The sequence below is a fragment of the Trichocoleus desertorum AS-A10 genome (assembly GCF_039962155.1).
Classification (GTDB): Bacteria; Cyanobacteriota; Cyanobacteriia; order FACHB-46; family FACHB-46; genus Trichocoleus.
Genome location: NZ_JAMPKN010000021.1, coordinates 1 through 12513 on the forward strand (window position 1 = coordinate 1; position 12513 = coordinate 12513).

The window sequence follows — 12513 nt, forward strand, 5'->3', positions numbered from 1 at the left end:
TGACCGTTTTTGACCGTTCGGGAGGAGGCACAGAGGGGACAAGCAGGCATGAGCAAACAAAGAGCATTCGAAAATGAACTTTACTCTTCTATCATTACATCTTGAGCACTACCAATATATGAAGTCAGGAGACTTTACTCCAGCGTCAGCTCTTATTTTCACAAGTTCAGGAGATTCAAAAAATCGCTTGGCATCCTCTATTGATGTCCAGGATGAGAAATGCACCACTTTGTTAGGATTACTTTCATACTTCAAGACCTGATACGCTCTCTCTCCAGCTTCCCTTCTGATATCGGAGGCATCATCGAAAATCTTCTTCCATGACTCATAGTCTTCAACTTCATGAATAATCAACACATATTGCATGTTTTTTCTAACTTCTAGTATTTTGATTGACTGAATAAATGCTTCGGCCTGCGTTAGCTGATTGGACTCAGAAAGTGTTTGTAAATAGGAGTAATCTGGGGCTCATCGTAATATCCCGGATCTTTCCGCTACCAAAGCAACGATCACTACAACGACAGTGAGCTTAAAAGCGTTGCGAGTGGTCGGTGCAATCCGAGCTTCTTCCTGATCCTCCTCTGTCTTGGCCTGGGTGAAGCGTCGGTTTTGGATAGCAAAGTAGAGCACCTGAGAGCCTGTTAGCAGTCCTAAGGGGATGAGTGCCCAACGGCTTGCAAATGCCAATCCCACACCGCTGAGTAGGGTCAAAATCCCCCCAATGAAAATAAAGCGACTTACTAAGCGATCCTCTTTTTCCTGCGTAATGGCTTCCAGGGCAGTATCCAGAAAATGGGCTTGTCGCGCCTTTTGCATCGTTAAAGCGCCACCGAGTACCCAGAAGACTCCAAAGCAGCGTAGCAGCCATTCCAGAGACAGTGCGATCGCATTCGTCATAAATCTCCTTCCCAGATAATTTCGTATTCCTGACTCAGCTCCGAACGAACTCTTGCTAATAGCTCTTTCACCGCAGTTTGAAAGCGATCGCTTTCTTCCGGTTGCCACGGGGTAGGGCCAAGGGGATCGCTCCAGTCCAAGGCTGTATCATGCCATCTACCGAGCGATCGCAATTGTTCAGAGATGTCAGCGTTGAGTCCTAATTCTTCAGGTTCAATCGGACCTACGTCAAATTTATTCCGTGCCACATCATTACCGCACCAAAACGGTGAATCACAGCCCCAGTCATAAAAAAATCGAATTTGGCAATTCTGCGTTGATTGATTCACAATGCTTTTACCCTGCAATGGATCATGTAGCGATCGTTCCAGTCTTCTACGCTCTCTTTAACTCCAACAAGTTTGATAGCAATCCCAGTATTTATGTAGGTAAGGAAGTATTTGTAAATGGTGTAAAGCAGCAAGGATTGAGATTCAGGATAAACTGCAATATCAATTGAGACATCACTTAGGACGAGAGGCCGACTCTATGGTTGTGATCGGAAATTCTCAATCGGTCAAACTGACGGAAAAAAGCAGGGCCGAAACCCTGCTCTGTGGCTGTGTGTAGCTGGCTATTTGTTTTAGGCTTCCGCGATCGCTTCTCCTAGTCTTTCGCCGAACTCAGACTGCAATTGCTTCCCAAATTTAGGAAGAAACTGTTCACTCATGACCTGCCCAGCCTTCAAGTGCTCATTTAGCTTGACTTCGGTTGTACCCATTGCTTGGGCAGCAAGAGCGATTGTGGTCTTATCCATAACTACTTACTCCTAGCTTTCCGCGATCGCTTCTCTTTAACTGGCTTCTCCTCAGCCGCCGGCTCTACTGCGACTGGCATTGATTGACCTGGCTTCAAGTCTAGACCCCAATCAAAGATTCGTTCTACTGCCAGCACGCAAGTTTCGATCGCCATAGTCCAAGCTCGACTTTCAGCTGCGTCCATTGAACTTTCAGCTTCAATATTGCTGGTAACTAAATCCCGGTAGGCGTCGAGAGGTGCCAGAAGCACATGGATTAATTCATGGCGCAATGAGTCAAGAACATCCTCCTCACTCTCAGCCATGTGTGGGTCAATTCGAATTGTGGCCCGCTGATAGGGCAGGTTGGTCAAGCATGACGCAACCCAGTTCGAATTATTGCCAGCAGGCTCATACAAAACTGAAACCCTCCAGGCCTGCACACCGAGCTGACGCATCATTTTGAGGATGTTGGCATCCACAATCTCCCGACATTTGCTTGCATCCATGCCCATAACTATTTCACCGCCTCCAATACTTGACTACCTACCCAGTTCAGTAGCGCAGCGATGAGGAATGCCGCGATCGCTGACTGCCATTGAGCATGCGCCAAAAACCAAATGAAAGCGCATGCTGACCCTACCCAAGCTGTTATCAGTCCCAGCAACATCAGTCCTATCACTCTCATCTACTTAACCCTCGCTGCTGCTTTCATGGATGCGGCTAGCGTTGGGTTCTCGCGCATCATGCGGCCTTGTGCAGTCAGGTTGAAGCTCTCCTTCTTCCAGGGGTTTACTGTGCCAGAACCACCGGAACCTTGAGAGGGAACTGAGCCAGAACCATTGGCACCATTGGCCTTGAACTGGTTCTGATATCTCGGCTGGTCTTTCAGTCCACCTAGGAAGTCGGCGATCGCTACTTCTTTATATTCGTCCCCAGAGACCAGCTTGCCAGCCTCGCTCAAGCGGATTTGGGAACCAACCAGCATGAACAACTGCTCAGGGTCGAACACGTTATATTCGGGCTTTGAAAGCTCAAGGATGGTTGTAGTCTTCAGTTTCTCAGCAGCAAGAGTTTTCTGCTCATTCTCGCGATCGAGTTTCTCTTGAGCCCGCTCTTTCTCGATTTGCTCCAATCGCTTATCGAAAGCAGTCTTGTCCTTGTCGTAAAGTTCTTGGTATTTAGACTTGCTCTCAGAATCAAGGCTTTCGTAGCGCCCCTTGATTTGCAGCAGCTCATCGATGTCAACGTCGGCGTGTGCCTCGAACTTCTTGAATTTGTTCAGCTTGCCCAGTAGTTCATCGCGCTTACGGAGTAATGCAACCTTCTCTTCACCCAGGCCAGTTACTTCGGTTTCAGCGGTGGTGATGAGGGTTAGTGCTTGGCTTTTCAGTTCGGCATCAGAGCTTGCTTCGATCAGTTGCTTCAGTTGCTGGAGAGTCGTCATAGTTTCCCATAGGGCCAGGCATAGCCCGGTGTTAAGTTCGTCGGGCGTATGGTTCCTACGGGATGGGATTATGGGCGATCGCGCCTAGAATAGAATTGCTTCTGGGGCGGGCTGGGTTATACCCGCAGTAATGTTGCCTTTGGGTTCGACTCCTTGACATCTGGGGCCACAGATAGGAAACGAGGTCGTTGCCATTCAGGTTCGAATCCTGACGGAAGTATTGAGCGATCGCCAGTGATTCAAATGTGTTGCTTGATAGGGCTCAAAGTCTTGCGGAATAAGTCCTTAAGGGCGATTCAAATCATTTTATTGTGTTAGGGTGCTGGGACTCCGTTTCAAGCCAAGGATGGTGAAAGACTGCCCTCTCGCAGATGTAGGACGGAATTGAGGAAGGGTGATTAAGATGAAAAGAGCATTAAAGATTGCAGCGATCGGCATCATTGGGGTAGGTGGGTTAGCCTTCATTGGGCTGCTGTATGGGATTTCTGCGTGGTTGCTTTGGAATGCAGTTATCTCTCCAATATTCGGGCTACCAGAGATTGCATTCTGGCAAGCGCTAACGTTATCGGTTCTCTGCTCGCTGCTATTCAAGTCTTCAAGCAGCAGAAAAAAGGACTAGTTGCTTTATTTAAATCATGAGGGCATCGTGACCGACGGGCTATTTAATCACTTAAACTGGCAAACTGTTCAAGCTCTACATGGCAAATCACTTCAAGGAATTGAATCAATCCATCCACCAGATTAATGTGCGCGATCGCCCCTTCTAAGCATCCCTAAACACAATCCGACAGCGGCAGCGGCTGTTGCACTCGCAATCAACCCCCGGCGCAACAACCTGACCGATAGGCAGCCATAAGCCCCTGGTTGAGTGACCCAGGCAAGATGAACAATGTCGAGCTTGGCTGTCTAGGCTGCGCTTTGCCTCCCTCGCACCGTAGCTCTCACGGGTCAGCTTCTCCGACTTAAAGAAGGCAGTTCTAGCACTCACCCCATAGGACTTAGCACGGGCAAGGATCTGCTTCTCACTCAGCTCACCTTGGCCGATCGCGTCTCCAAACCCTTGCAAGTACTTATATTGCCGCTTCAACTCTTGCCCAGCGGTGCCAAAGTGACGGGCATTCAGTTGCTTCTCTCCACCTGCACCAAATGCCGCCATCCTCAAATGAGAGAGTTTGACATCCTCAGCCATCCTCAACTGAAACTCAGTCACACCAATTTTGTCTTGGGTCAGCAATCGCGCATGACCACTCAACCGAGTTTCTAGCCGTGCTGCCTCGGCATCAACCAGCCGCAAGACTTCGGCACGGGCAATAAAACGGCGATCGCCCCCGTGAAATTGTCCGGTTCGGCGATCGTAGGTGACTTTGTTCACTGGATTCGTGGGTCGTAAGCATTGATTGCTACTCTTCCCATTAGCCCAGTTGAGGCAAAGGTTTCAAGATTATGCGTGCAGCGATCGCTCGGGTGAAGTAGAGGGGGCGATCGCTCTAGTGAAGTGAAGAGGGGGCGATCGCGCCACTGATTCAGCCCCCTCAGCAGTGCGATCGCCTTACCTCTAAGGTGCCCAATCGTGCCCCATGTAGATTCCTTGAAGTACCGTTGTTGCTGCTGATTGGGATGGTTTTTGGGAGTGAGCTAGGTGCTGGGACGGTTGGTACAGCAGGCGATCGGATTTTTGAATTGGTTTGAATTGGGCTTTTGGGGCTTCGATCCCGTGTAGGTGGGGTTTGGGTCAAAAGGGGCCAATTCAAAATTTGGGGTGGGCTAGTGGGGATGGTGAAGGAATAGAGAGGCGATCGCGTTTTCCATTTTGGGGAAATCGGGGTGACTCTGACTCACAGTCAGCTATTGATCCTCCGACAGGTCTTCTAGATGACGTTCTACGACTTTAGTATCTGGATGTTCATCTCCTAGGGCTTTACAACGGATGCTCAATCCTTCAGTCAGCAGGAGCTCGGCTGCTTCGTAACATCCTTGAGCTTGGTACAAGTTAGCCAGATTGTTGAGACTGGCAGCTATATAAGGATGCTCATTGCCTAAGGTTCTACGACAGATGCTCAGGGCTTCAGAGTAGAGGGGCTCGGCTGCCTCATAACGCCCCTGAGCATCGTACAAGGCAGCCAGATTGTTGAGAGTGAGAGCTGTATCTGGATGCTCATTGCCTAAGACCTTGCGACGGATGCTCAGAGATTCATTCAGTAGGGGCTCGGCTGCTTCGTAACATCCTTGAGCTTGGTACAAGTTAGCCAGATTGTTGAGACTGGCAGCTATATAAGGATGCTCATTGCCTAAGGTTCTACGACAGATGCTCAGGGCTTCAGAGTAGAGGGGCTCGGCTGCCTCATAGCGCCCCTGAGCATCGTACAAGAGGGCTAGATTGTTGAGACTGGTCGCTGTATCTGGATGCTCATTGCCTAAGACCTTGCGACGGATGCTCAGAGATTCATTCAGCAGGGGCTCGGCTGCCTCATAACGCCCCTGAGCTTTGTACAAGAGGGCTAGATTGTTGAGACTGGTCGCTGTATAAGGATGCTCATTGCCTAAGGTTCTGCGATAGATGCTCAGGGCTTCAGAATAGAGGGGCTCGGCTGCCTCATAACGCCCCTGAGCATCGTACAAGGTAGCCAGATTGCTGAGACTGGTCGCTGTATCTGGATGGTCATTGCCTAAGACCTTGCGACGGATGCTCAGAGATTCATTCAGCAGGGGCTCGGCTGCCTCATAACGCCCCTGAGCTTTGTACAAGAGGGCCAGATTGTTGAGAGTGAGAGCTGTATCTGGATGCTCATTGCCTAAGACCTTGCGACGGATGCTCAGAGATTCATTCAGCAGGGGCTCGGCTGCCTCATAACGCCCCTGAGCTGAGTACAAGGTAGCCAGATTGTTGAGACTGGTCGCTGTATCTGGATGCTCATTGCCTAAGACCTTGCGACGGATGCTCAGGGCTTCAGAGTAGAGGAGCTCGGCTGCCTCGTAACGCCCTTGAGCATCGTACAAGGCAGCCAGATTGTTAAGACTGATAACTGTATTGGGATGCTCATTGCCTAAAACTTTGCAATAGATGCTCAGGGCTTCAGTCAGCAGGGGCTCTGCTCTGCCGTAATATCCCTGCTCGTAGAATACATAGCCTAACATGGCCGCTCTCTGGGCCGTTGCAGCCGTTGCCTCAAAATTACTCAGCCCGATGTTTGCATTGTGACGCTCCGCAAACTCGTTTGCCGCTTCTATTTGTCCCATCTTTCTACATAGACGAGACAGAGACTCCAGCAAGATTAAAGTTTCGCCATGAGCCGGACCGAAGACGATTTCTGCCGCATCCAGCGCTTGTTCGTATTGAGCCAAGGCAGTTGGGTACTTATGAGCCCCCATACGCTCGTAAATGTACCCCAACAGGGCTTGACTGAGGATGGCTAAAGGATGCTCGCTTCCTCCCACTGCTTGAGCGAGTTGCATCGCTTCAGTACAGAGACGTGCTGCTTCATCTCGCTGGTTGTTGTAGACCCTGAACAACGCTGCTGTCTTCTTCCAGCCTGCTAGCTGTAGGGGTTGAGTGCCTGGGTGAGCTTGCAAAATTTGCAGAGCTTGTCCACTGAGTGTCACCGCTTCTGAATAGTTGCCCTGTCTGGCTGCCACTTCAGCCTGACGGTTCAATACCTCTGCCACTTCAGGAGAGTTAGCTCCGAATAGAACTGTGTACATTTGACGCGATCGCAAACACGCATTGTTCGCATCAAACGTCTGCCCTAGACGAAGATACACTTGAGCCAGAGTTAACTCCACTGTTGCGGCCTCTGCACTGTTCTCCAGTTGCAAAGCGCTCCACTGGGCTTTGGCCTGCTCTAACGCTTTGAGGGCACTCTCCCACTGTCCCAGCTGCATCTGCGATCGCCCCAATAGAGTCAACGCAACTGCAATCGGTTGGCTCGGTTGATCCGGTTTGCCTGCTCCAATCAAGCATTGCAGCATGAAGATCAACGCTTGATGCCCTCCCTGTTGTTGCTGCGGCACTTGCTCTAAGAACCAGCTCATCGCTTGCTTCGGCTGGATGGCTTCTAGGCCATGATAGAGAGCTGCTTCTAGAGAGCTGAGCTGATTGCCTGCATCGGCATATTCTGCCTGGTAGTACTGATATAGCTCTTGGTGAATCTGGCTGCGCTCGGCAACAGGTTGGCTCTCTTGCAGGGATTGCCGCATCCCTGGATTCAATTGCCATTTTTGCGCTGCAACTAATTCGATATAAGGTGATGCCACCACTTCACTCCAGCGATCGCGCCAGAGATCGAGCTGAAAGACTGACATCAAGTGCTCAAACACCTGCTGATCCCAGGTGCGAGGAACCGAGAGGATTTGCAGCATCCGGCGCTCGTCTGGCTCCCAAGCAGCATCCAACTTGAAGAACAGCTCCTGCAAGTTCTGAGCAAAGTCGGCAGCTTGCGGCAGTCTTCGAGTTTTGATCGTGCTCCAAGCCTTCACAGCGGCACTTAACTGGAGCGGCAGACCTTGAGCCGACTGGATAATAGTCTCACAGAGCGATCGGTCCTCAATGCCAGCCCTTTGCAGCCAGTTCCAGCTCTCTGCCTCACTCAAGGGCAGGAGGGGAATTTGCTTCTCAGCGGGCACAAAACTAAGGGGACGCTCTGAAAAGAAGACCCACAAAACATAAGGGTTGGGCTCTGCCATCAATTGCTCTAGCCAAGCACAATGTCCGGACTCGTCGAGCAAGTCGTCATAACCGTCTACCAGGATGACCACATTTTGCTTGTGCTCGCGCAGGTATTGCTTGAGACTCTCGGTGAAGTAAGAGGGCAGCAGTTCTAGCACCTCATAGGGGTCACCACACTCATCGAGCTTCTTGAGGTCGCAGCCGCTTTCCTTGTACCAGTGCCAGACAGGCTCTGAGAATTTGATTAAGAACCAGATCAGCTTGGAGGCAGTCCCGACCCAAGGCAGGCTTTTCTGTAAGTCTGCTACCAAGGCTCCCAGCAGATCCCCCGCAGTGCTGATGGTGTCTGCCTCATCCATCCGGTCAGAAAAATCAGTGGGGTCAAAGGCAATATGCGGATTCGCCAACGCCCAGTAGTAGGCATAGGCAAGGTCAAAGCAGCGCAGGTCTACTCCCTGACGCCCTAAAGCATTTCTCAGCAACCGAACGCCTTGCTCTAAACCAGGTGTACTGTGCTCTTTGAGCCCAGAGCCATTGAGGACAACGGGTAGATTGGGTGGCTGCAAAGACCTAGCTAGAACCTTCCGCAGTCCTGTCTTGCCAATCCCAGAAGGACCATAGAAGACTAAAGTGTTCTGCGCTTTATAGCCGAGAGCCGCGATCGCCTGCTCAAGTCGGGTCTGATACTGGGGACGGGGAAGGAGAGGCAGCATGATGGCGGTTCCTGAGAATCGAGTAGATCTGAGCCGTAGACGCTTGAAGTCCCACGATTCTAGTCTTGGCCACCCCGCTCCTCAGTAGAACCAGCCAAATAAATTCACACAGCTTTCAAGATTCCCAGCAGTGCTTGAAGCCAGGATGAGTTAATTGGGCGATCGCTAGTGCCTTTGATATTCAGAAACTTTCCGATTATTTAGACTGTGTTGATAGGTAGTACAGGGGCTCAGAGAAAATGTCCAAAGTTCGGACAACTAGCAGGGGCGATCGCAACTAAAAACTTTTAGGCGCTAGTCTATTCTTCGCTCTTCATCAAGTTGACGCCAGAATTTGGCATCTTGTCGTGAACTAGATATTTCATACTGCGCCCATTCTCGGACTCTCCTAAGAGGGTGATTGATAAACTTCTTAGCTATTTCAGCCTCTTTTTCTTTTTGAGAAGCTATATCACCAGAGTAGACTTGAAGGCTATGTGATCCAGAGCAGAAATATCGAAATGTACTATCATCTTCTTCAAACTCTGATAGCACAAACTCTGTGAACGCTGGAACTACAGGATTTCCAACTTCATCTAAATAAGGAATTGGCAAGCTTCTGGCAATCCTCTGTGCTCCAACAACACCAACTTCGCGCAACCACTTTTGCATAGCCTCAAAAGGGAGCGATCGTATAAGGAATCGAAACTCTTCTATGTAGAACTGCCAACTATACTCCTCATTGAGGATAACTTCTCCTACCTTTTGCATCACTTGCTCCGAACGAGCCTCAGCCAAGTCAACAAGAATTTTTTCAGCTGTCATCTTTTGTTGGGAATCCTCAGAGACAAGAGCAAGACTAGCGATTTCTATCGCCTCATCTATATCAATTCTTGCCATGTCTCTCAAAATTTGATCCCAGTGGTAATCTTCTCCACAAGTATTCCTTGCAGTTTCCTCTAAAAGCTCCCATATTAGGGTTCGGATAGCAGCATCAGCCTGAATGAGCGATAGCTGGCTTTCTCGTTGCTCGCTTTGTAAGCGATAAGCTACTAGCTCTATAGCTGTCTTAATGACTGATTCTGTTGGTTCCTGCTTTATGGAACTAACAAGTCTTTTGAGAATCTCATGAAACTCTTCCAGAAAAAGGGGTCGTTGAGTTAGACCAAGTATAAATTTACCTAAATAATTTAGCGATAAGATTCCAGCATCAATTAACCTCAAGGCCCTCTCTAATGCCTTTGTATCTATACCACCTGCTGTAAACAATTCGAGAGCACTAGTAGGTGCTTGATTCTCAAGCTGATCAATCCAGTGATTTATCGCATCAATGTGCTGAGGATGATTCTTGAGAACACTCCATACATAGCCTCGCGCTAAACCAGTAAACTCTGTACCAGCTACTGCGTTCATTATGGTGTTCAGACAAGATCCCTCAGAATCTTGTAAGCCGATCGCTTCTCCTAGAACAGCTGCACTACTTGCTTGACTTGAGCAAAGCCACTGCATCTCGGACTTTAAAAGTTCTTGCTGCTCACAAAGCTGTTTGGCTAGATTTGCTAATTCTGCATGCCAACGCTCTTGATCATTTTTGAATGAATAGTGCCAAGGAGATTTTCCTACGATGTTGATGAGCCTTCCATGAAAATCAGTTGGGCTAAGACTTTGTAACCACTCCTGTACTTCTAGATGGGCAGCATAATTGAAATGCGCCAATCTTTCTAAATTCTCGATTAGTTGAAACTTCAAACCCTCTGACACATTGTCTCGGGAAAAGATTATTTTTATTTGCTCAAAATACCCATTAGTCAAGAGCATACGTAAATGCCTGATTATGCATTCCAGTGCTCCATCTCGAAGGCGGAAATTTCTACTTTTTGCGGCTTCTGATAAAACTTCCATTCCTAAATCTATACATTGTTTAAGTTCCTGCTGATCTTTAGGCATCCATTCGGATGGGGGAAGTTGGCCAGATACTATATACGAACGTACTATACGAGAGCCTCGTTCTTTAAAGATATGGTTCAAACTGTTAAGAGCAAGCGTGACCTGCTCTTCATCATCTGTAAATAATCTGAACCTCAATAAAGTGAGGCGTTGAGTAAATGGTGTTGCCGTTCCAGAAAGAAAAATACTGAACAGCTGTTGCCAAACATTTGTAGCGTTATTAGCTATGCTGATCTCTGATTCAGCTAATGCTAGTTTCCAGAGAATGTGCTCTGCATGTGGCAAGAAGTCAGGAAATGCAGCCATTCGCTCTGCAAGCCATACTAATGAACGACGTGATCCCCCTCGCAATCCACCGGGCATCTCCAAAAGCTCATCTTTAGAAGCTTGATCAATTAGCTGCCGCAAAAGTGGGAGATAGCTCTTTGGATCGGTGTCTACTAACACCACGAGTCTTTCAACCTTGAAGGTGTCGGCTAAATCAATAGGCTTGATGGTGGTAGCCCACGACCGAAAAAAATCTCCGACAACATAGCGCACCTCTTCCGAAGCACTAATAGACACACTTTCGAGGAATGACTCTAAGAGTGAGTCTGGAATTTTTGACAAGAAGGAAGATGGATCATATGCCGCCCATCTTTGCCACGCGCCGCTAAAGGATACCCGAGCAATAATAGCTGGGGTAATGTAGAGATAACGACCCGCAAAAGCCACAAAGCCAGGCGCATCCTTTAACTTGTTTAAGGTTTGAATGACTTCAGCTGTATCTAAGTTTAAAGTCTTACAAAGGCAGTCGAGTTCTTCTCCTACGTCATCACGAAAACCTACCTTTCGAAAGAGTGATATGGCTTCTACTTTTTCCAGAAGCTTATCCTCATTATTTAGACAGTTATGGAAGTAGTCTTCGATACTTATCAAAGCTTCCCTAAAACTGCTCCTACCTGTTGATGCATCCCTCTTACAAAGCTCTGCTGCGAATCTTACAAATCCGCGCGATAGCTCCACGTATCCACGCCGTCGGTCTGCTGGAACCAGAGGGAAGTTGCTCTTTAGGATGCTATCAACATCATCTTCAGGTATGTTTTTAAGCCAAATCTCTGCTGCAGCCGTTGACGTGGCTCTCCCGGAGTTGTCCAGGCATATAACACGAATCCTATCACTATGCCCTGAAAGAAGGTTTATAAGTTGATGTCTCGTTTTCAATAAGCACTCATCAGCTACTAAAATTGCTCTAGCTGAAAAATCATTCGCTAGGGCATGAGCAACTTCTAGCACTTGAGCATCGATTGCATATAAAACTAGATGCTTAGCGCCTTCTACACTCGCTAAGGTTTCATAGACAAGCCTTGTTTTTCCGACTCCAGCCTCGCCCTGGATTGGAAGAGTTACTTCAATACAAGACTGATTAAAATCAATGTGTTCAAGAATACTTTGTTGAACTGCAGCCCAGGCTTGGATCTCAACAAAGATAGGCGTTGACACTGTAATATTTGGTCTCCACGCCTCAAGATGGAGTAGCCGCATCAATCCAGGCTTAAAGAATTCAATAACTATTCCTGGGCTCCAACCAACCCATTCAGCTAGATCTGATGCTGCAATTACCTTTGACTTAGGTGCTGAAGCATTTAACCGTTTGACTTCGCTATCAAGAATTTCTTCCCATTTCTGTTTTGTAACTGGTGGAAGATCATCACAGATACATAATCGATAGCCATATCCTTTTTTGATAAGTTCTGCGGAGTAAGGCTTTCTTACTTCTTTACACAAGTCCGCTTTACTAACACTGCTATAGTCAGTAGCTTTGTACTGCCAGCATGTAGGCATGTTCATCCAGCCAGTTAGACTAGAAGCAATAGCGCTATGAACTGCAGCATCAACGCCTTTATCAGCAATGGTTGTGCGATGATTGGTGCTTATTTTTGACAAAGGTATGCCTTGTTTGTAAGCTTCGGCCCTCACTAAGGCATCTACAAACTGAGTGAAGCGCCTGCCACTGGATTGGAGTTTTAATTTAAGAATGTTGCAAGTATCTACCTTCCACATCAATTCACCCACTATGATGGCTCTACATTAACCTCTAGGAAATTAAACT

Annotated in this window: 9 protein-coding genes; all 9 read right to left on the bottom strand. The window is 48.2% G+C overall.

Translation table 11 applies throughout. The features are described 5' to 3' along the window. Window positions 1–108 precede the first annotated feature (108 nt). Complete coding sequence (locus tag NDA01_RS21525; RefSeq protein ID WP_348229557.1) at window positions 109–366, bottom strand: antibiotic biosynthesis monooxygenase; 258 nt, start codon at window positions 364–366, stop codon at window positions 109–111. Window positions 367–468: 102 nt separating this feature from the next. After that, window positions 469–897, bottom strand: coding sequence for a hypothetical protein (locus tag NDA01_RS21530; protein WP_348229558.1), 429 nt, complete (start codon window positions 895–897; stop codon window positions 469–471). Then, entirely contained in the window at window positions 894–1226 is a 333-nt protein-coding gene (locus NDA01_RS21535; protein WP_199295633.1) for a hypothetical protein, read from the bottom strand. Before NDA01_RS21535 ends, NDA01_RS21530 begins: the two co-directional genes overlap by 4 nt. Before the next feature lie 293 nt (window positions 1227–1519). Then, the gene (locus NDA01_RS21540) at window positions 1520–1693 is read right to left on the bottom strand and encodes a hypothetical protein (RefSeq protein ID WP_348229559.1); all 174 of its coding nucleotides are present in this window, start codon (window positions 1691–1693) and stop codon (window positions 1520–1522) included. 2 nt (window positions 1694–1695) lie between these two features. Beyond that, a complete protein-coding gene (locus NDA01_RS21545; RefSeq protein WP_348229560.1) occupies window positions 1696–2181 on the bottom strand; it encodes a hypothetical protein in 486 nt (161 codons plus the stop codon). 179 nt (window positions 2182–2360) lie between these two features. Continuing rightward, the gene (locus NDA01_RS21550) at window positions 2361–3119 is read right to left on the bottom strand and encodes a hypothetical protein (protein ID WP_348229561.1); all 759 of its coding nucleotides are present in this window, start codon (window positions 3117–3119) and stop codon (window positions 2361–2363) included. A gap of 763 nt (window positions 3120–3882) precedes the next feature. Then, entirely contained in the window at window positions 3883–4491 is a 609-nt protein-coding gene (locus NDA01_RS21555) for a hypothetical protein (RefSeq protein ID WP_348229562.1), read from the bottom strand. Between the two features lie 473 nt (window positions 4492–4964). Then, window positions 4965–8495: a tetratricopeptide repeat protein gene (locus NDA01_RS21560; protein WP_348229563.1), complete on the bottom strand. Its 3531-nt coding sequence runs from the start codon at window positions 8493–8495 to the stop codon at window positions 4965–4967. 294 nt (window positions 8496–8789) lie between these two features. Then, the gene (locus NDA01_RS21565) at window positions 8790–12476 is read right to left on the bottom strand and encodes a hypothetical protein (protein ID WP_348229564.1); all 3687 of its coding nucleotides are present in this window, start codon (window positions 12474–12476) and stop codon (window positions 8790–8792) included. Window positions 12477–12513: the final 37 nt, after the last annotated feature.

Excerpts from the sequence above, each read along its gene's own strand:
- NDA01_RS21525 (WP_348229557.1), bottom strand. The coding sequence starts at position 366 with ATGCAATATGTGTTGATTATTCATGAAGTTGAAGACTATGAGTCATGG.
- NDA01_RS21530 (WP_348229558.1), bottom strand. The coding sequence starts at position 897 with ATGACGAATGCGATCGCACTGTCTCTGGAATGGCTGCTACGCTGCTTT.
- NDA01_RS21540 (WP_348229559.1), bottom strand. The coding sequence starts at position 1,693 with ATGGATAAGACCACAATCGCTCTTGCTGCCCAAGCAATGGGTACAACC.
- NDA01_RS21545 (WP_348229560.1), bottom strand. The coding sequence starts at position 2,181 with ATGGATGCAAGCAAATGTCGGGAGATTGTGGATGCCAACATCCTCAAA.
- NDA01_RS21550 (WP_348229561.1), bottom strand. The coding sequence starts at position 3,119 with ATGACGACTCTCCAGCAACTGAAGCAACTGATCGAAGCAAGCTCTGAT.
- NDA01_RS21560 (WP_348229563.1), bottom strand. The coding sequence starts at position 8,495 with ATGCTGCCTCTCCTTCCCCGTCCCCAGTATCAGACCCGACTTGAGCAG.